The following is an 18,370-nucleotide window of genomic DNA, read 5'->3' as shown; positions in this document are numbered from 1 at the left end:
AAAAAGCGCTAAAAAAGCACCTAAAATGTTAATTTTTTACTAAAAATCGCATTTTTTCTTGTTTTATACTTGCTATGATGAAATATATTACTACCTTTGTCCTTATTAACTGTATTTATAAGTTATCATATGAACAAATCAGAATTAATTGATGCAATTGCAGCAGGGTCTGGACTTACAAAAACCGACTCTAAAAAAGCTGTTGAAGCGTTCTTTTCAAGTGTTGAAAAGGCTCTAAAAAAAGGTGACAAAGTAGCTGTCGTAGGATTCGGTTCTTGGTCAGTTGCTAAAAAAGAAGCCAGAGAGGCTCGCAACCCTCGTACTGGTGCAGTAATTAAAGTACCTGCTAAGAAAGTTGTAAAATTCAAAGCAGGGGCTGAATTATCTGAAGCAGTAAACAAAAAGTAATTGCAGTAAAAAAGTCCCTTTCAGTTGAAAGGGACTTTTTTTATTTATTAGTAGATGAGTTAATTAGCATAGAAACCTTATTTAATGATTAATGGTTAACGATTAATGGTTAATTTGGGAGAAGCTTATAGAAAGCTTATAGGAAAGACGAACAAAAGACGAACAAAAGACGAACAATGAACGAAGGAAAAGTGAAGTTAAGTTGATGCTAAAGTAGAGATAAAAAGAAGGGAATTGGTAGACTTCTACTTTGCTAAAAGTCGTAGCACAACAGGCAAGTCGTAGCACGACGGGCTATTAGAAACTTTAGCAAGGTGCAAAGCGCACGAAAGCGCAAATTAATTTTCTGACAAGACTATAACTAACATTACCAATATGAAAAAGAAGAAAATAGTAGTCCTCACAGGGGCAGGGATTAGCGCTGAAAGTGGTGTGAAAACTTTCCGAGATGCCGATGGCTTATGGGAAGGTCACGATATAGAACAAGTGGCAACACCTTATGGTTTTGAGAAAGACCCTGAACTTGTATTGAACTTCTACAACGGCTTGCGCAAACAGGTGAAAAATGTGCAACCTAACCTCGCTCACTTATTATTAGCCGAGTTGGAAAAAGAGTACGACGTGGTAATCATCACTCAAAATGTAGATGACTTGCACGAACGTGCGGGTAGCCATCACATTATTCACTTACACGGCGAACTGCTAAAAATGAGAGGAGTAGATGACCCCTATACGCTCTACGACTGTACTGACGACATTAAAGTGGGCGACCTGAGCCCCAGTGGAGCACAATTACGACCTCACATCGTGTGGTTTGGCGAAGATGTACCAATGATTGTAAAGGCTGCCGAAGAGGTAGAAACTGCCGATATAGTGATTATTGTAGGTACTTCATTACAAGTGTATCCCGCTGCTGGATTGATGAACTGTGCCAAGAAAGATACACCTATATATTATATAGACCCACGTCCAAGCATCAGTAGTAAAGATAAAATCACTGTAATTAAAGACGTTGCTTCAACAGGGGTAGCTAAAGCTATTGAACTAATAAAAGAATTGAAATGAGTAACTTCCCAAAATTTATTTTAGGTGACAACACCGATATGCCCGACGCTATGTTCGTGGTGCATTTAGAGTATCCGCGCTTCGTGCTGAACTTAGACAACGATGAAGTAGAATGGCTCGAAGAGTTCGACGAAGAAGACACCAAAGAGTTAGAGGCTGAAAGCGAGAACCTTATAGAAGAAGCTATCGCTTTCTACGAACGAGAAATCGCCCGTATAGAAGAAAATGACTACTAAGCAACTCATACAGCAAATCGAAGCTAAACAATCGCTGTTATGTGTGGGCTTGGATACCGATATGACTAAAATTCCTCCTCACTTGCTTGAAGAGGAAGACCCGCTGTTCGCGTTCAACAAGGCGATTATAGAGGCTACCCACGCTTTTGCGGTAGCCTACAAACCCAATACAGCTTTCTACGAAGCACACGGCGAAAAAGGTTGGCGCGCCTTAAAAAAGACGATTGACTACCTAAACCGTCACCACCCTGAGATTTTCACTATTGCCGATGCCAAACGCGGGGATATAGGCAACACTTCAAGTATGTATGCCAAAGCTTTTTTTGAAGATATGCAATTCGATAGCGTGACAGTAGTCCCCTATATGGGAAGGGATTCGGTAGAGCCTTTTTTAGCTTTTGAGAACAAACACACCATTCTCTTAGCACTAACTTCTAATGAAGGAGCTTTCGACTTCCAAACGCAAAAACTCAACGATGAAGAGCTGTACAAAAAGGTATTACGTACCTCGCTCACTTGGCAAAACAGCCAAAACCTGATGTACGTAGTAGGCGCGACCAAGGCGGAATACCTAAAGGAAATACGCAAAATTATACCTGAACATTTCCTGTTAGTACCAGGAATAGGTGCTCAGGGAGGTAGCTTGGAAGAGGTATGTAAGTATGGTTTGAACGACCACTACGGACTGCTTATCAACTCGTCAAGAGGCATTATTTACGCTTCTAAGGGTGAAGACTTTGCCAAAGTAGCAGGTGAAAAAGCTGAGGAATTACAACAGAAGATGAAATTAATGCTTAATGATTAATGGTTAATGATAAGTGGTAAATGAGTAGTAATGAAAAGGAGCAAGAGAAATGACAAGTGTGAGAAGTAATAGGTATATCAACTTTGTATAAGTTTAAAACTTTGACAGAATATGGTGATTAAGAACTAGTAAACTAATGACTAACAACTAAATAATATGATTACATTTTTAAATAAAAGCAACATTACACCAACCATTGAAGATGACGCTCACAGACTTTTTTCACTGTTGAGCAGGCGCTACCAACAACGACTATCTGACCTTTTTCAAGACAAAACTAAAGCACCTTATGTAGTAGGTTATATAGAAGACGGTCGCCTACACGGAATGGCTTCTATGGCTATCTACAGAGTGATTTCGGGCTATAAAGGTTGGATAGAAGATGTGGTGGTAGACGAGATGGCACGTGGTAAAAAAATAGGCACTCAGCTCATTCAACTTCTTATCGACAAAGGCAAAGAATTGGGCTTGGGAGAAATATTGCTCTTTACCTCGCCTACTAATGAAGCTGCTATTAAGCTCTATGAAAATGAAGGCTTTAAACGTAAAGGTGCAGAGGTATATGTGAACGCTCTCAAACAAATGTACCCACCAGAGTCTTGATATATTACTATTTCTTTGTATTTTTGCCCTCTGATAAGGAAACAATAAAAATACTATGGAATTAGTCCACAAGAATCTCGTATTGCCCAATAATGGCAAAAAGCTCTTGTTACACACTTGTTGTGCGCCTTGCTCGGGCTCTATTATACTATCTATTCAGGCATCGGGGATAGAGTTTACTATATTTTTTTACAACCCTAATATTCACCCTCAAAAAGAATACGAAATTCGCAAAGAGGAAAATATACGCTTTGCCGAAAAGTGTGGCGTACCTATTGTAGATGCCGAATACGACACCGATAACTGGTATACGCGTGCTAAAGGTATGGAATTTGAACCCGAACGCGGTAGCCGTTGTGCAATGTGCTTTGATATGCGTATGGAGCGTACGGCTTTATATGCTTACGAAAACGGTTTCGATACCATTGCAACCTCACTGGGCATCTCGCGTTGGAAAGACCTCAACCAAGTGAATGAGGCAGGCAAAAATGCTGCCAATAAGTACGAGGGACTTACCTATTGGGACTACAATTGGCGCAAAAACGGAGGTGCTGCCTGCAATATGGAAATCTGTAAAAACGAGAAGTTCTACCAACAAGAGTACTGCGGTTGTGCTTTTTCGTTGCGCGATGCTAACAAATGGCGAGTAGCCAACGGAAGAGAGAAAATACGAATAGGGGAAAAATACTACGGAAGAGAAAAGTGAATAGTATGATAACTCCAGAAGAACTTAGAGAAGGTCGTATCTTGCTTATCGATAAGCCCCTGCATTGGTCGTCGTTTCAAGCGGTGAACAAAATCAAATGGGCAATACTCAAACACTATAAGCTCAAGAAGATAAAGATAGGGCACGCAGGAACATTAGACCCGCTTGCCTCTGGTTTATTGGTGATTTGTACGGGCAAATTTACTAAGAAGATTACCGAAATACAAGACGCTGTAAAAACTTATACAGGTACTATCACCGTAGGGGCTACGACTCCTTCCTACGATAAGGAAACCGAAATTAATGCCCACTACCCTACTGACCATATCACTCCTGAACTGATAGAACAAGTGCGAATGCAGTTTATAGGGGAGCTCACGCAAACGCCTCCTGTATTTTCGGCTATCAAGAAAGAAGGCAAACGGCTCTACGAATTTGCCCGCGACGGGAAAGAAATAGAAGTTCCTCAGCGCACTATCTATATTCACAGTTTCAATATAGATGCAAGTCAGTTTCCTAAATTGCACTTTGAGGTGGTATGTAGCAAAGGCACCTACATACGCTCCTTGGCAAACGACTTTGGTAAAGCCTTAGGGTCTGGTGGCTATCTATCTGCATTGCGACGTACTAAGATAGGTGATTTCTCGGTGAATGATGCCTTAACGCCTGATGAATTTATAAACATACATATTCCAAAAATGCAAACAAAACCTATTATTCTCACTACTGTATTCGAGCGATTTATCGATAAGAATAAAACAACTCTTAATGACCATTTCGCTCGAAAAGAATCTACTTTGAACACACAAAACAATAGGAAAAAGTCTATTAATGATGTGTATGAAGAGCGAGAGCGAGAACGCCTTAATAAACAACAAAAACAACAACACTCTTCCGACCTTAATATAGAAGCCATTTTTCCTCGAAAAAAGAAAAAAAAGACCTCAGGAATCAAATATGAGTTTCGCTACTTTCTATCGATGTTTTCAAATACTGATAAGGCAATTATGCTTACTTTACTGATACTTTTCGGTACGATAGTAACCCTTATGGTGATACAACTTAGCAGTAGAGAGAAAGAAATAATGATTGAAATGGCACTCACTCCAGATGATTTACCTTATGAACCTCCAAAATTAGAGAAACAAACTGAAGCGCCTGATCTTTCTCAAGCTATGAATGCGAAACTGACTACTAATGCTTATAATCAAGCCGATGCTGACTTACGTCATACTGAGAATTTTAAAACTTTAGACGAAATAATGGCAGAGCGTGCTTCTAAAGAGATGGAAAGTGCTAAAGAAGAATTGGTGAGTAATAATAAAATGTCGTCTAACTTAGTAATATCGGACGATAATACTCTTCAAAAAACAACTAAAATTTCATCTGATAATAAAGTAAATAAGAATACTTTAGTAAAATATGCCTTATCTGGCAGGACAGGAAATATACCTAACCCTGTATTTACTTGTGAAAAAGAAGGGCAAGTAGTGATTATTATTACAGTTGATGAAGCAGGAAGAGTTATTAGAACAGCTCTTGACAAAATGAATTCAACTACCAATGATGATTGCCTTATAGAAAACTCATTACTATATGCTAGCAGAGCCAGATTTAACGCTGTAACAGGCAAAAAAGAGCAAACAGGAACTATTACTTATATTTTTCAAAGTAAACGATAGAATGAAATTACAACAGTTAATTTGCATATTAAGCTTTTTATTAATAGGAGCTTGCAAAAATGTAAATCCACCTAAGCAAGACGCTTTCAATATAGAACTGTATCCTAAAAAGAAGGAATACCACATAGGAGAAACTTTACAGATAAAAGTTGTGAATCCTAAGTTTGAAGGTAAAATAGTAAAGATTAGCTATCAGTTTCATCACCAAGAGCTTGTTGTTACTAATGAGAACATAGTACTTGAAAACCTAATGTTAGGTAAACAGCCTTTAGAAGTAACTGTATATACTGATAAAGGAGAAGTTTATAAAGTACGAAAAGAAATTTTACTTTTGGCAGGACAAGCTCCTAAATTGTATACTTATAAAATACTAAATGAATATCCCCACGACAAACAGGCTTATACCCAAGGTTTAGAATTTATAGGTGATACTTTAGTAGAAAGCACAGGGCAATACCGAGAATCTTCCATACGCAAATGGAATCCTTTTACGGGCGAAATGTACAAAAATGTACCTCTACAAGCAATGTATTTTGGTGAAGGAGCTACCGTTTTTAGAGATAAAATTATCCAACTCACTTGGAGAGAAAATATAGGATTCGTATATGATACTCAGCTAAAACTGTTAAAAACATTCTCTTACAATAAAAGCAAAGAAGGTTGGGGGCTCTGTCATAACGGTAGTGATAAACTTTACAAAAGTGATGGTTCAGAAAAGATTTGGATACTCAATCCTAACACTTTTGAAGAAGTAGACAGTTTACAGCTATGTACTAATAAATCTATTTTTACCAATGCTAACGAATTAGAATTTGTAGACGGGAAAATATATGCTAATACTTATCTAAAAGATGGTATTATGATTATCAACCCCAATAATGGTGCTATAGAAGGCGTTGTAGATGTACGAGGATTAAAAGAAAAAGTAGAACAAACTCCTGATTTAGATGTTCTTAATGGCATTGCTTATCACGCTAGGCGTAGTACGTTCTTCATCACGGGTAAGAATTGGAGTAAGATATTTGAGGTAGTTTTTATAGAAGCAAATAATAAGTAACATAAATTATTCATATATTCAACTATAAGGAGAGACCATTTTATGAGTAAGAAACCGAGAGAAATATTTTTAAAGGGATGTAACGAGATAGCAGAGGTATTAATCCTGCACGGATTTAAGGTAGCACAAAAAGGGCAAACCGTTTCAAAAAGACCGAATAAGGAGTTTGTCGGAGCGGGAGAAATGAAGATGGCATATTTGCAGGGACTGAGATTGAGGTAATACTGATAAAAAGCTCGAAACGGAGATTACTAAAAACAAATGTAAAAGAATAAAAAATAGCAACTATGAAGAATGATTATCACGATAAGGAAATTACAGGAGTTTTTTATGATAAGGAAAAGAAAAAATTAACTTTTTACTTTGCTGATAAGGGAGATTTGAGCTTCAATAATATCATTCAATTTGAACTAAACTTCTTTTCTGACCAAAATGTATTATTCGATATAGAAATATACACAATGAATAATGTTCCAAAAATATTGCTTAAAGATTATCCCTTTTTATCAAACTATCATAATAATCGTAACAACCATCTGATTATTTATTATTTAAATCCTTCTGTTGGTATATCGGGTATCATTATAACTGATGATAAAACATTATAAAAACAGAGAAAATGAAAGATATAATAACAATAAATACTTACAAAGATGTTTTAATCATATCCATAAATGAAGAAGATATAGAGGCTTTTTACAAATTATTTACATCAAAAAATAGTAGCTTTATCTCTCGTAATGGAACAAGTTTGCAAATTGTACAGTCCGAAGAATCAAAAATAGTTATAAAAGATAGTACTATTATTGTTTTTATGTCTCTAACTCAATTTGATATTATAGTAAGTTTATTGCAGAATTATATTAAAAGCAATAGAAAATTTCCTTTAGATATTTCTTTAGAACAATTAGATTTTCTTATTGAATCAAATGAAATTAAAGATGTTGTTCTTGAATGTGGGCGGTTTAATGATGATTAATTTTAAACCTATAAATAAATGAAGAAGGTACTCCAACTTTAATTATAAACAATAGAACTAAGCGTTTAGAAATTGATAAAGGAAGAAATCCCCCGAAATATTTAATATATGAATTTGGAAGAGATAGGTAAGTATATAGAATGGAAAAACAGATGGTCTCAGAAAGATAATATTGACATATATCAATATATAAGTTTTAATATTCATCCTGATGATATTTTGATTATAGGTAAATTGCTATTTCCTGAGATTATAGAAATTGAGAACTGTATTTTATTAAAGGATAATTATGATTATTTTCTCTATGAGAATCTCAAAAAGAAATATAACAATAGTAGTGAAATAGAATTTGAGATAAATAAATTATATTTATATGATTTATTTGCTCATTGTACTGATATTACAGATGATAAATTATTTAAAAACATTGGTGAGTTCTTACAATTTTCTTGGAGTATTTATTTTGAACATAAATTCCCTAATAAAAATATAATTATAGAATGCATCAGTAACACACATAACTATGGTGATATATTATCCTTTTACACAAAAAGTTAGTAACAGCATAATATATCATATCTTTTGTTCCAACACAAATTATAAAATATGAAAGATACAGTATTATTAAATGTTAGCAGTATGATTAATGCTTATCCAATGAAAGACGATAAGATAGCAATGTTTACTATATGTTTTCATTTGCTCCGTTTTTCTTGTGAAAAAGAGCTCTTACAGAAAAATCCCTTCGATGAACAAGGTGATTTGAATATTGATACAATCATCAAGGAAAGCGATTTAACAGACTTAGGAAAACAACTATTTGATGATTTAGCAGAAAAATGGTTTATTTATACGGATAAAACGGATGGTAAAATTGATAGAAAAAACAATGTAAAAATGCTGGAAAAATATTTTAATAAATTAAAAAATAGTATATAATTAAAGTGAAATAACGACGTAGGTTTTCCAAAATTTGTTTCTGTCGCTAAAACACAAGGCAATAAACATTATTCGATAATCTCCGACCACTACCGCAGTTTTAGAAAGGCTAAACATAGGGGTTTACAATGCTAAGCTAATGCACAATAACGACAATTATCAGGCAACCCCACCGATTATTCGTACGTAAAGTATGTATTTTCTTTCTTACTCTCCATCGGAACCGCTATAAAACAACTCCGATGGAGTTTTTTAGTAGTACGAACCTCATTTTTAGCCCTCCGTAGGTGTTTTTTAGTCTTCCATAGGATAATTTTACACCAAATTACCACTTCAGAAGCCCTCCGTCGCAGTCCTGTAATGCTCCGTTGCAGTCCTGTAATGCTCCGTTGTGGTGCATTTGAGGTTCGGAGAGGTAGAATTGAAGTCCGAAGGAGTAAAATTGAGGTTCGGAGGAGTAAAATTGAAGTCTGGAGGGGTAAAATTGAAGTCCGGAGGGGTAAAATTGAAGTCCGGAGGGGTAGAATTGAAGTCCGGAGGGGTAAAATTGAGGTTCGGAGGGTAACCTTGATACTGAAGAGGAAATTAAAAACGTTATTATAGATAAATATGGATTAATAGCACTATTAAACAGCTAATCATTATAGCTAAAAAATGTATAAAGATATAATGCTAAATAAAATAAAATTTATATGGAAACAAAAAAGGATGTAATTAAGTATCTAAACGAAAAAATAAAGGATTTAATACCTTTGAAGATACAAAAAATTAAATCAAAAGGTGATATTACCTTTTATGAGTTAGAAAACAACTGTGGTATAGAGTTTTATTTTGAGAGTTTGTTAGGAGGAAAAAAAGGAAAGAATAGCTTTTGTCTCAAAGTAAGTATGAGTCTATATAATCCTTTTTTAGCCAGACTAATTTCTGTAGGTAGAAAACAAAAATACGATGATAGCCTTTTGTCTCAATTAGTTTTCCATATAGATTGGGATAAAATTCCTGAAGAAAAATATTATGATAGATACTTTTTCTGGGATGGAGAGGATAAAAAAAATATTGCAGACAGACTAATTGGAGATATTGAGAAATATTATATCCAATTTATAGTACCAAACCTTAGTAACTATAATTTGCTTATAGAAAACTTTAAAAATCCTATTTATATGGAGTGTTTAAAGGGGTATGGTGATTTTATTAAGGCTATAGTAGTGGCAATTTTAACACATCAAGAGGATAAAATAGAGAACTATATCGTACCTTTTGTGAAAAATAACTTGAAAGAGAGGAAGTTTATGGAGTTTCAAGATTCAGAAAATTACCAAGAAGATATTATAAAGCCTTTGAAAAAATACATAGAATTCAATGATATAACCTTGTAATAGATGATATATCAGGGTAATGTATCAGATTAGTTGTTCAAATAACTAATCCTTAGAAATCCAACGCCAGCTTACAAGCGATGTAACCAACAAAACCAGTAGAGTACAACATAATAACCGACCATATAGGTAGACCTATACGTTCGATAGATGACAATGGCGAACTTGTATGGAGTGCCGATTATGACATTTACGACAAAAGAAAAAAGAGTTTGTGGAGGATAATTATATGATTGACAATATAAAAGAATATATAAAGTTAGCAGATAGTGATGATTTGGAAGATAATAATAGAACCAAAATAGAGCAATTATCTTCCGAAGTAATCTCTGAGATAATACAAAACTATCCTGAAAGGAAAGCGTGGCTCGTTCATAATAAATATATACCCATTGATGTATTAAAATTGCTTTGTAAAGATAAAAATTCGGATGTTCGATTTACTGTTGCAATGAAAAATAAAAATGATAGATATATTTTTGAGATTTTGATGAATGACCCTGACTTTTCAATCCGAATGGCTGTTGTTAGAAATAAGAGAATCCCAATTGATTTATTAAAAAAAATGGTAAATGATAAGGATGATGAAATATCTAAAGAGGCGATGAGGATTTTAAAATTAAGAGATAGTGCATTGTAATATTATATAATGATGTTTTATCAAGGTCAATATACTGTCATTCGTATTTTTTTATTACTTTTGCTCTTATGATTCCAGAGAATATCCTACATACTCCCATCAACTACCTGCGTGGTGTAGGCAATCAGCGGGCTGAACTCCTGAAAACAGAGCTCAGTATCTATGAGTATCAAGATTTGCTGAACTTGTTCCCCAACAGGTATATCGACCGTACCAAGTTTTACAAAATCAACGAATTGCAGAACAATAATACCGAGGTGCAACTCGTAGGCAAGATAGTAAACTTACGCACAGTAGAGTCGGCTCACCAAAAAGGTACTCGTCTTGTTGCTACCTTTGTAGACGATACGGGCGCTATGGAGCTCGTGTGGTTCAAAGGACTCAAATGGTTGCGTGAATCCCTAAAAATCAACGAACCTTATGTGATTTTTGGCAAACTGAATTTCTTTGGAGGCACTTTCTCTATGCCTCACCCCGAAATGGACTTGCTCAGCGAATTCAAGAAGGCAGGACACAGCAGTATTCAGCCCGTATATCCTTCTACCGAAAAATTAGCTAAACGCAACATTACCAATAGAGTGATGCGCCAATTAGTACAAACAGTTTTTGAAGAAATAGGCAATAGCTTTGCCGAGAATTTACCGGATAACATACTCGCTTCTATGAACCTCATCTCCAAGCAGGAGGCAATGCGCAATATCCACTTCCCTACAAATCAAACTTTGCTTACTAAAGCCTCTGTACGACTCAAATTTGAAGAGCTTTTCTACATACAAGTACAGTTGGTACGCAAGAATCTTCTGCACAAACAGAAGTTCCAAGGACAACCTTTCAAGAATGTAGGCGATGCTTTTATGAACTTCTATAATCATCATTTGCCTTTTCCGCTTACCGATGCCCAAAAACGAGTATTGAAAGAAATACGCGCCGATGTGGGCTCAAATGCCCAAATGAACCGCTTGTTGCAAGGCGATGTAGGCTCTGGTAAAACCATCGTAGCCCTAATGACGATGCTTTTAGCAGTAGATAATGGTTGTCAAGCCTGCTTGATGGCACCTACCGAAATTCTCGCCAATCAGCATTACCAAAACATTAGTGAACTACTAAAAGAAACAGGAGTAACTGTAGCACTACTCACAGGTTCGTCTAAAACTAAAGAACGCAAAATGTTAGACGAACAATTACAGTCTGGAGAGCTTTCTATCCTTATAGGCACTCACGCTCTTTTGGAAAACAAAGTACAGTTCAGAAACTTAGGACTCGCCATTATCGATGAGCAACACCGATTTGGGGTAGAACAGCGCTCGAAGTTATGGCATAAAAATACTATTCCGCCTCATATCTTAGTAATGACCGCCACCCCTATCCCACGCACTTTAGCGATGAGTGTATATGGTGATTTAGATGTTTCGATAATAGATGAACTCCCCCCTGGACGTAAGCCTATTAAAACTCTACATCAGTTTGAAAACCACCGTGCAGAGACTTATGAATTTATTAAAAAAGAGATAGATAAAGGACGACAAGCTTATGTAGTATATCCACTTATAGAAGAATCGGAAGCGTTAGATTTTAAGAACCTTACGGAAGGCTATGATTATATCACGGCAAGCTTCCCTTTGCCAAAATATAAGGTTTCTATGGTACACGGTAGACTTAAACCAGCTGAAAAAGATGTTGAAATGGAGCGCTTCCTACGTAATGAAACACAAATAATGGTGGCTACCACCGTGATAGAAGTGGGGGTAAATGTACCCAATGCCTCCGTAATGGTAATTGAGAGTGCCGAGCGCTTTGGACTCTCACAACTTCACCAGTTGAGAGGACGTGTAGGTCGTGGCAGTGAACAGAGTTATTGTATATTACTTACGGGCAACAAAATGAGTAACGATACTCGTACACGTATGGAAACGATGGTGCGCACCAACGACGGTTTTGAAATTGCTGAAGTAGACCTAAAATTGCGTGGCCCTGGTGACCTAATGGGTACGCAACAAAGTGGAGTGCTCGCTCTAAAAATAGCCGACCTTGTAAAAGACCAAGATATACTAAAAGCAGCCCGCTTTCAAGCTATCGATCTACTGAAAGCCGACCCCAATTTAGAGTTGCCCCAAAACCAACGTATAGCCCACACGCTCTATCAGTTACAACGCTATAAGAACCTCTGGACATACATTTCATAAAGGAGCTGAAGAGGTGATACTTACTACATTGTAATCTTTTTCTACTTTTTTTCACCAAAAAATTTGGAGAGTTAAAAAAAAGTAGTACCTTTGCACCCGAATTAAACGTAAGGGTTCTTAGCTCAGCTGGTTCAGAGCATCTGCCTTACAAGCAGAGGGTCACTGGTTCGAATCCAGTAGGACCCACTTAGGTTAAAATTAAAAAAATTTTTATCATTGTAATTTTGGGGTTCTTAGCTCAGCTGGTTCAGAGCATCTGCCTTACAAGCAGAGGGTCACTGGTTCGAATCCAGTAGGACCCACCAAAACTCGGATTTTTATTGTTGTTTTCATAATTAAAAAGGATTCTTAGCTCAGCTGGTTCAGAGCATCTGCCTTACAAGCAGAGGGTCACTGGTTCGAATCCAGTAGAGTCCACAAAAGCTACTCAATACTGAGTAGCTTTTTTTGTTAATTATTCATTTTAATAACAAATGATTATCAAGTATTTATAATTTTCTAAATTGTTAATTATTAATTAATAATTGTCTATTGATAATTATTTCTTACTTTTGCGATATTTTTAAACAGAAAAACAAAAATAATATGTTAGGATTACAAACTTCTGTAGACGTTGCAACCACTGCAACCGACACTGCTCCCGTCGCAGTACAAGAGAAAACCCTTTCTATAATGGAACTGATTCTAGATGGTGGTATGGGGAGTATCATTATTATTAGTATTTTATTTGTGATGCTTGCTGTTGCTCTTTTCCTCTATTTTGAACGCCTTTTTGCTATTAAGGCAGCTTCTAAGATGGATAAAACTTTTATGTATAAAATACGTGATTGTATCTCAGCTGGGCGCTTAGATGCTGCTAAAATGCTTTGTGTACAATCCAATACTCCTGTAGCACGTCTTATTGAAAAAGGGGTCTCTCGTATAGGTAAACCTCTTGAAGATATTAATAAAGCTATTGAAAATGCAGGCACTTTAGAGGTCTACAATCTTGAAAAGAATACGGCTATTCTCGCTACTATTGCAGGAGCAGGACCTATGATTGGATTTTTAGGCACAGTTGTTGGTATGATTATGTCATTCCACGAAATGGCTTCAGCAGGCGGTCAGGCAGAGATGGGGTCATTAGCAAGTGGTATTTACACCGCGATGGCAACTACCGTAGCGGGGCTTATAGTAGGAATTATTGCTTATGTAGGCTACAACCACTTAGTAGTAAAAACTGATAAGGTGGTACACCTAATGGAAGCGAATGCTGTTGAATTCTTAGACTTGTTAAACGAACCTCTATAGGTCTTAAAAAACTACTCTGATCTAATTATGAAATTAAAAGGTAGAAATAAAGTAAGTCCTGAGTTCAGTATGTCGTCTATGACGGACATTGTGTTTCTGTTGTTAATATTCTTTATGATTACTGCCAACAGCCCCAATGCACTCGATTTGTTATTGCCTAAAGCTAAAGGTAAAAGTACTAATACACAAAACGTTTCAGTAAGCATTGATAAAGATTTAAACTATTTTCTTGACAAGAAACCTATTTCAGTAGATAATCTCGATACAGAGCTCAAATCAGCGCTCAAGGGAGTGGAAAATCCTACTATCATTTTGCGTGTAGAGGAAAGTGTACCTATTGAAAATGCGGTAACAGTGATGGATGTGGCAAACCAAAACCAATTTAAGGTGATTTTGGCTGTCCGTCCAAAATAGAAAGGTATATGAATTTATTCGATACAGAACATAAACGTAAATCATTAGCACTCACTACGGCTGTGATGTGTTTAGTAATCTTCATACTGTTTTTTGCAGGAATGAAGTACTTAGACCCACCGCCCGAAAAAGGTATAGAGGTCATCTATGGAGTAGATTTGGTAGGAATGGGCGAACGCACTCCTCCGCCAAGTGCTGCTAAGCAGGAAGAAACTAAAACGCCTCCTCAAACACAACCAGAACAGAGTACTTCACAGGAAGTGAAGGAAAACCTTTTGGCTCAAGATAACAACGAAGAAGTTTCTGTACCCGAAGTACCTAAAAAGAAAGAAAAGAAGAAAGAAACACCTAAAAAAGAGCCTCCGAAAGAGAGTCCCAAACCCGCTCCTAAGCCTTCTAGAGAAACATCGAATGCGTTATCAAATATATTGGGAGCTGCCAATGCAGGTGGTAGTAGTACCTCAGGACAAGGAGATGGCAACCAACCTGGTTATCAAGGACAGATAGATGGTAGCCAGTACGCTAATTCTTATTATGGTTCAGGAGGTGGTAATGGCACTGGCAAAGGTTGGGGATTGAAAGGTCGCTCTATCGCTTCACAAGGTAAAGTACCTCAAAATTGTAATGAAGAAGGACGCGTGGTAGTGCAAATAGAAGTAGACCGTAGTGGTAAAGTAGTAAAAGCTACTGCTGGTGTGAAAGGAACTACTAACTCTGCTCAGTGTTTGCTGGAAGCTGCTCGAAAAACAGCTGCTATGCACCGCTGGAACGCCGATGATAATGCTCCTGCACGTCAAGTAGGTTTTATTGTTATCAACTTTAAACTCGGAGAATAAGAAATAAATTAATAATTGGTAATTAATAATTAACAAGGATGAGATAATGGTTATAGTATAACTGATTATCTCATTTTTGATTGTACAACAACTAAAAACTATCTTTAACATTGAATTATCAAGAAACACTTTCGTGGATGTTCAACCGCTTACCAATGTTTCAAACACAAGGTAAAACCGCTTTGAACAACAAATTAGATAATATCCTCGCCTTTACTTCGGTGTTAGGAAATCCTCAAACAAAATTCAAAAGTTTGCATATCGCAGGCACTAATGGAAAAGGTTCTTCCAGCAGTATGCTCGCTTCTATCCTACAAGAGGCAGGATATAAGGTAGGATTGTACACCTCTCCACACCTCAAAGACTTCCGCGAACGTATCAAAATTAATGGGAAGGAAATACCAGAAGACTATGTGGTAAGTTTTATAGCTAAAAACAGACCCTTTTTGGAAGAATATCACCTCTCATTCTTTGAAATGACAGTAGGAATGGCGTTCAGCTATTTCGAGAATGAAAAAGTAGATATCGCTGTGATAGAAGTAGGCTTAGGAGGACGTTTTGACTCCACTAATATTATCACTCCCGAAGTTTCTCTTATTACCAATATCTCCAAAGACCATACTGATATTTTAGGAGATACTTTACCTAAAATAGCTTTTGAAAAAGCTGGTATTATCAAACGAAATGTGCCTGTAGTAATCAGTGAATATCAAGAGGAGACAGCTCCCGTCTTCACAGCAAAAGCTAAAGAAATGAAAGCTCCTATTATTTTTGCCAATCACATAGAAACTTCTCTTACAACCGACCTTCAAGGTGCTTATCAAGAGAAAAACATCAAAGGAGTAATAGCCGTTACCGAATTGCTTATCCACCAGGGATGGGATATTACTCCGGAGAATATTGCACAAGGACTTTTACACGTGGTGCACAATACAAACCTGAAAGGTCGTTGGCAAACCCTTGGCTCCTACCCTACTATCGTATGTGATACAGGACATAATGTGGGCGGACTTACTTATGTGATGGAACAACTCAAAAAGCAAACCTATACACACCTTCATATTGTAGTAGGTTTTGTAAAAGAAAAAGATGTAAATAGTGTTTTAGAGCTTTTCCCAAAAGAAGCTACCTATTATTTTTGCAGTCCTGCTATTGCAAGAGGACTTAATGTAGATACATTAAAGGAAATTGCCACTACAAAAGGACTCCAAGGGGAGAGATATTCTTCAGTAGCAGAAGCCTTAAATGCCGCTAAGGCACAAGCGCTTCCCACTGACTTTATCTTTGTTGGAGGAAGCACGTTTGTAGTTGCGGAAGTGGTGTGAGAAGTATTAGGAACGAGTTAGAAGTTCTCATCAACGAGTGAAACTAAGGAAGATAATATAAACTATCTACTTTTCCATTATCAAAACACAAAACAGCGTCTCCTATAGTGATATTATGGTATTCATTAGGTTCTTTTTTATAGGTTGCCACTATTTCAGATAATGTTTTATCAAAAATAGACATATCATCTATAAACATACAGTAAGGAGATAAATATTTTTCTTTTCCAACAAATTTTTCTACCATTAAATAATGAATAGAAGTATTTTCATTAAAAGAAAATTCTATTTTGTAATTCAATGCATAAATGACATATAGCCGATGATCACTTGAATAATCATCTGCTATATTTTTTACAACTTCTATAGCTGTTAAAGCTGTATTAATTCCACCTTTTTTGAAGAAATCACTTGACTTTATAGTATACATTAGTTTACATATTTATTTTCAATAATGTCATTAAAACCCTAATATCATTTTGGCAATAAAAAAGTAAATCAAGATACCTAAAACATCGTTGCTGGTAGTGATAAACGGACCCGTAGCAACCGCTGGGTCAATACCGCGCTTGTGCAGAAGTATCGGGATAAAAGTACCTATCACAGCAGCATTTACAATCACTGTAATGAGTGCTATGGCTACTGTAATGCTTACCAAATACTCAGCTTGAAAAGCAAAATGGCTTACTAATATCACTATTCCTGCAATAGTTCCTCCGTTGATGAGTCCTAATAGAAATTCTTTGAACAACCGCTTGATAAGTTCGCCGTCGATAGAATTATTTGCCAACCCTTGTACTATTATCGCCGATGATTGTACTCCCACATTTCCCGCAGTAGCTTGAATAAGCGGAATAAATATCAATAATATAGGGTAAATCATCATCGTATCTTGAAAACCATTGATAATACTCGCTGCACCTAATCCTCCGAACATTCCAATAAGTAACCAAGGCAAACGCGCTTTGGTAAGTTTCCATACACTATCGCTTGCCTCCACATCATTGGTAATACCTGCTGCCAACTGATAGTCTTTTTCAGCTTCTTCTTTTATCACGTCCACCACATCATCAATAGTGATGCGTCCCACAAGGCGTTTCATCTCATCAACTACGGGAATTGCCTCTAAGTCATACTTACTCATTATGTGAGCTACCTCTTCGGCAGTATCAGTAACGTATACATAGTCTACTTTTGGAATATAAATGTCTTTCACTTCTGAACGTGTGGAAGTAGTAAGCAAGTCTTTAAGTGAAAGTCGTCCTTTAAGCACATCATTATCATCTACTACATAAATAGAATGCACACGAGTAACGTGAGCCGCCTGTTCTCGCATTTCTTTTACGCATTTTAGCACATTCCAATTCTCATTTACCTTTACAAGTTCCTTCGCCATTAGTCCTCCCGCAGTATCTTCGCCATAACGAAGTAATTCTACGATATCTTTGGCGTGTTCTACGTCCGTAATATGCGAAATAACCTCTGTTTTTCTATCTTCGGGCAATTCAGAGATGATATCCACCGCATCATCGGTGTCTAACTCGATGATTTCATCGGCAATTTCTTTTGCAGAAAGGTTTTTTAAGATATTCTCACGATAATCATCGTCTAATTCTGTGAGTACATCTGATGTTTTCTCAGCATCAATTAAACGAATGATGTATACCCCCTCTTCAATATCCAATTCGTGAATGATTTCAGCTATATCGGCATAGTGCAAATCATTTAAGAGGGTTGTAAGTTCTTTATTTTGTTTTTCCTCAATGAGTTTATGGATTTTCTCAATGAGTTCATCTGTTATTTTAAAAGTTGTCATAGTTTTA

At 36.4% G+C, this 18,370-nt stretch carries 22 protein-coding genes and 3 tRNA genes; 23 read left to right on the top strand and 2 right to left on the bottom strand.

Annotation, left to right across the window (positions count from 1 at the left end; translation table 11 throughout):
- Positions 1–129 precede the first annotated feature (129 nt).
- The 23 genes from C3V44_RS02305 to C3V44_RS02185 all read left to right on the top strand — a co-directional run bounded on the left by C3V44_RS02305 (position 130) and on the right by C3V44_RS02185 (position 16,547).
- The gene (locus C3V44_RS02305) at positions 130–408 is read left to right on the top strand and encodes an HU family DNA-binding protein (RefSeq protein ID WP_002672062.1); all 279 of its coding nucleotides are present in this window, start codon (positions 130–132) and stop codon (positions 406–408) included.
- A 375-nt stretch (positions 409–783) separates the two neighbouring features.
- On the top strand, positions 784–1,473 hold the full coding sequence (locus C3V44_RS02295) for a Sir2 family NAD-dependent protein deacetylase (RefSeq protein WP_106095382.1): 690 nt from the start codon (positions 784–786) through the stop codon (positions 1,471–1,473).
- A complete protein-coding gene (locus C3V44_RS02290) occupies positions 1,470–1,709 on the top strand; it encodes a hypothetical protein (protein WP_002672069.1) in 240 nt (79 codons plus the stop codon). Before C3V44_RS02295 ends, C3V44_RS02290 begins: the two co-directional genes overlap by 4 nt.
- Positions 1,699–2,514 carry an orotidine-5'-phosphate decarboxylase gene (gene pyrF / locus C3V44_RS02285; RefSeq protein ID WP_106095381.1) on the top strand — a complete coding sequence of 272 codons (816 nt, stop codon included), beginning with the start codon at positions 1,699–1,701 and terminating at the stop codon, positions 2,512–2,514. Before C3V44_RS02290 ends, pyrF begins: the two co-directional genes overlap by 11 nt.
- Positions 2,515–2,670: 156 nt before the next feature.
- The gene (locus C3V44_RS02280) at positions 2,671–3,117 is read left to right on the top strand and encodes a GNAT family N-acetyltransferase (protein ID WP_106095380.1); all 447 of its coding nucleotides are present in this window, start codon (positions 2,671–2,673) and stop codon (positions 3,115–3,117) included.
- A 55-nt stretch (positions 3,118–3,172) separates the two neighbouring features.
- Positions 3,173–3,823: an epoxyqueuosine reductase QueH gene (locus C3V44_RS02275; RefSeq protein ID WP_015782970.1), complete on the top strand. Its 651-nt coding sequence runs from the start codon at positions 3,173–3,175 to the stop codon at positions 3,821–3,823.
- A gap of 5 nt (positions 3,824–3,828) precedes the next feature.
- Positions 3,829–5,505, top strand: coding sequence for a tRNA pseudouridine(55) synthase TruB (truB, locus tag C3V44_RS02270; protein ID WP_106095379.1), 1,677 nt, complete (start codon positions 3,829–3,831; stop codon positions 5,503–5,505).
- A 1-nt stretch (position 5,506) separates the two neighbouring features.
- Complete coding sequence (locus tag C3V44_RS02265) at positions 5,507–6,562, top strand: glutaminyl-peptide cyclotransferase (protein WP_106095378.1); 1,056 nt, start codon at positions 5,507–5,509, stop codon at positions 6,560–6,562.
- Positions 6,563–6,849: 287 nt separating this feature from the next.
- A complete protein-coding gene (locus C3V44_RS02255) occupies positions 6,850–7,170 on the top strand; it encodes a hypothetical protein (protein WP_106095376.1) in 321 nt (106 codons plus the stop codon).
- 11 nt (positions 7,171–7,181) lie between these two features.
- Positions 7,182–7,541, top strand: coding sequence for a hypothetical protein (locus tag C3V44_RS02250; RefSeq protein ID WP_002672079.1), 360 nt, complete (start codon positions 7,182–7,184; stop codon positions 7,539–7,541).
- A gap of 108 nt (positions 7,542–7,649) precedes the next feature.
- Positions 7,650–8,099 carry a hypothetical protein gene (locus C3V44_RS02245; RefSeq protein ID WP_106095375.1) on the top strand — a complete coding sequence of 150 codons (450 nt, stop codon included), beginning with the start codon at positions 7,650–7,652 and terminating at the stop codon, positions 8,097–8,099.
- Between the two features lie 48 nt (positions 8,100–8,147).
- Positions 8,148–8,480: a hypothetical protein gene (locus C3V44_RS02240; RefSeq protein ID WP_106095374.1), complete on the top strand. Its 333-nt coding sequence runs from the start codon at positions 8,148–8,150 to the stop codon at positions 8,478–8,480.
- Between the two features lie 692 nt (positions 8,481–9,172).
- Positions 9,173–9,859 (top strand): hypothetical protein, encoded by a 687-nt coding sequence (locus tag C3V44_RS02235; protein WP_106095373.1) that lies wholly within the window; start codon positions 9,173–9,175, stop codon positions 9,857–9,859.
- A 110-nt stretch (positions 9,860–9,969) separates the two neighbouring features.
- Positions 9,970–10,092: an RHS domain-containing protein gene (locus C3V44_RS02230; RefSeq protein WP_371411832.1), complete on the top strand. Its 123-nt coding sequence runs from the start codon at positions 9,970–9,972 to the stop codon at positions 10,090–10,092.
- Positions 10,089–10,499, top strand: a complete 411-nt coding sequence (locus tag C3V44_RS02225; protein ID WP_106096612.1) for a HEAT repeat domain-containing protein — start codon at positions 10,089–10,091, stop codon at positions 10,497–10,499. Before C3V44_RS02230 ends, C3V44_RS02225 begins: the two co-directional genes overlap by 4 nt.
- 68 nt (positions 10,500–10,567) lie before the next feature.
- The gene (gene recG, locus C3V44_RS02220; protein WP_106095372.1) at positions 10,568–12,682 is read left to right on the top strand and encodes an ATP-dependent DNA helicase RecG; all 2,115 of its coding nucleotides are present in this window, start codon (positions 10,568–10,570) and stop codon (positions 12,680–12,682) included.
- A 111-nt stretch (positions 12,683–12,793) separates the two neighbouring features.
- A tRNA-Val gene (locus C3V44_RS02215) sits at positions 12,794–12,868 on the top strand.
- A 41-nt stretch (positions 12,869–12,909) separates the two neighbouring features.
- Positions 12,910–12,987 (top strand) — tRNA-Val (locus C3V44_RS02210).
- Positions 12,988–13,024: 37 nt separating this feature from the next.
- Positions 13,025–13,099: transfer RNA gene (locus C3V44_RS02205), tRNA-Val, on the top strand.
- Between the two features lie 168 nt (positions 13,100–13,267).
- Positions 13,268–13,972, top strand: coding sequence for a MotA/TolQ/ExbB proton channel family protein (locus C3V44_RS02200; RefSeq protein WP_002672085.1), 705 nt, complete (start codon positions 13,268–13,270; stop codon positions 13,970–13,972).
- Between the two features lie 27 nt (positions 13,973–13,999).
- The gene (locus tag C3V44_RS02195; RefSeq protein WP_002672086.1) at positions 14,000–14,386 is read left to right on the top strand and encodes a biopolymer transporter ExbD; all 387 of its coding nucleotides are present in this window, start codon (positions 14,000–14,002) and stop codon (positions 14,384–14,386) included.
- An 8-nt stretch (positions 14,387–14,394) separates the two neighbouring features.
- The gene (locus C3V44_RS02190; protein ID WP_106095371.1) at positions 14,395–15,222 is read left to right on the top strand and encodes an energy transducer TonB; all 828 of its coding nucleotides are present in this window, start codon (positions 14,395–14,397) and stop codon (positions 15,220–15,222) included.
- 110 nt (positions 15,223–15,332) lie between these two features.
- Positions 15,333–16,547, top strand: a complete 1,215-nt coding sequence (locus C3V44_RS02185; protein ID WP_106095370.1) for a folylpolyglutamate synthase/dihydrofolate synthase family protein — start codon at positions 15,333–15,335, stop codon at positions 16,545–16,547.
- 43 nt (positions 16,548–16,590) lie between these two features.
- Here C3V44_RS02185 and C3V44_RS02180 read toward each other — a convergent pair whose 3' ends face one another.
- Both C3V44_RS02180 and mgtE read right to left on the bottom strand, forming a co-directional pair.
- On the bottom strand, positions 16,591–16,977 hold the full coding sequence (locus tag C3V44_RS02180; protein WP_002672089.1) for a hypothetical protein: 387 nt from the start codon (positions 16,975–16,977) through the stop codon (positions 16,591–16,593).
- A 30-nt stretch (positions 16,978–17,007) separates the two neighbouring features.
- The gene (mgtE, locus tag C3V44_RS02175) at positions 17,008–18,363 is read right to left on the bottom strand and encodes a magnesium transporter (RefSeq protein WP_016479534.1); all 1,356 of its coding nucleotides are present in this window, start codon (positions 18,361–18,363) and stop codon (positions 17,008–17,010) included.
- Positions 18,364–18,370 lie beyond the last annotated feature (7 nt).

Source organism: Capnocytophaga sp. oral taxon 864 (assembly GCF_002998835.1).
Classification (GTDB): domain Bacteria; phylum Bacteroidota; class Bacteroidia; order Flavobacteriales; family Flavobacteriaceae; genus Capnocytophaga; species Capnocytophaga ochracea.
Note: the sequence above shows the minus strand (reverse complement) of the source record. Positions and strands in the feature narration are given on the sequence as shown.

Coding starts and splice junctions, on each gene's coding strand:
- C3V44_RS02235 (WP_106095373.1), top strand. CDS start 9,173: ATGGAAACAAAAAAGGATGTAATTAAGTATCTAAACGAAAAAATAAAG.
- C3V44_RS02280 (WP_106095380.1), top strand. CDS start 2,671: ATGATTACATTTTTAAATAAAAGCAACATTACACCAACCATTGAAGAT.
- C3V44_RS02240 (WP_106095374.1), top strand. CDS start 8,148: ATGAAAGATACAGTATTATTAAATGTTAGCAGTATGATTAATGCTTAT.
- recG (WP_106095372.1), top strand. CDS start 10,568: ATGATTCCAGAGAATATCCTACATACTCCCATCAACTACCTGCGTGGT.
- C3V44_RS02275 (WP_015782970.1), top strand. CDS start 3,173: ATGGAATTAGTCCACAAGAATCTCGTATTGCCCAATAATGGCAAAAAG.
- C3V44_RS02290 (WP_002672069.1), top strand. CDS start 1,470: ATGAGTAACTTCCCAAAATTTATTTTAGGTGACAACACCGATATGCCC.
- C3V44_RS02265 (WP_106095378.1), top strand. CDS start 5,507: ATGAAATTACAACAGTTAATTTGCATATTAAGCTTTTTATTAATAGGA.
- C3V44_RS02255 (WP_106095376.1), top strand. CDS start 6,850: ATGAAGAATGATTATCACGATAAGGAAATTACAGGAGTTTTTTATGAT.
- C3V44_RS02250 (WP_002672079.1), top strand. CDS start 7,182: ATGAAAGATATAATAACAATAAATACTTACAAAGATGTTTTAATCATA.
- mgtE (WP_016479534.1), bottom strand. CDS start 18,363: ATGACAACTTTTAAAATAACAGATGAACTCATTGAGAAAATCCATAAA.
- C3V44_RS02245 (WP_106095375.1), top strand. CDS start 7,650: ATGAATTTGGAAGAGATAGGTAAGTATATAGAATGGAAAAACAGATGG.
- C3V44_RS02225 (WP_106096612.1), top strand. CDS start 10,089: ATGATTGACAATATAAAAGAATATATAAAGTTAGCAGATAGTGATGAT.
- C3V44_RS02200 (WP_002672085.1), top strand. CDS start 13,268: ATGTTAGGATTACAAACTTCTGTAGACGTTGCAACCACTGCAACCGAC.
- pyrF (WP_106095381.1), top strand. CDS start 1,699: ATGACTACTAAGCAACTCATACAGCAAATCGAAGCTAAACAATCGCTG.
- truB (WP_106095379.1), top strand. CDS start 3,829: ATGATAACTCCAGAAGAACTTAGAGAAGGTCGTATCTTGCTTATCGAT.
- C3V44_RS02180 (WP_002672089.1), bottom strand. CDS start 16,977: ATGTATACTATAAAGTCAAGTGATTTCTTCAAAAAAGGTGGAATTAAT.
- C3V44_RS02295 (WP_106095382.1), top strand. CDS start 784: ATGAAAAAGAAGAAAATAGTAGTCCTCACAGGGGCAGGGATTAGCGCT.
- C3V44_RS02305 (WP_002672062.1), top strand. CDS start 130: ATGAACAAATCAGAATTAATTGATGCAATTGCAGCAGGGTCTGGACTT.
- C3V44_RS02195 (WP_002672086.1), top strand. CDS start 14,000: ATGAAATTAAAAGGTAGAAATAAAGTAAGTCCTGAGTTCAGTATGTCG.
- C3V44_RS02190 (WP_106095371.1), top strand. CDS start 14,395: ATGAATTTATTCGATACAGAACATAAACGTAAATCATTAGCACTCACT.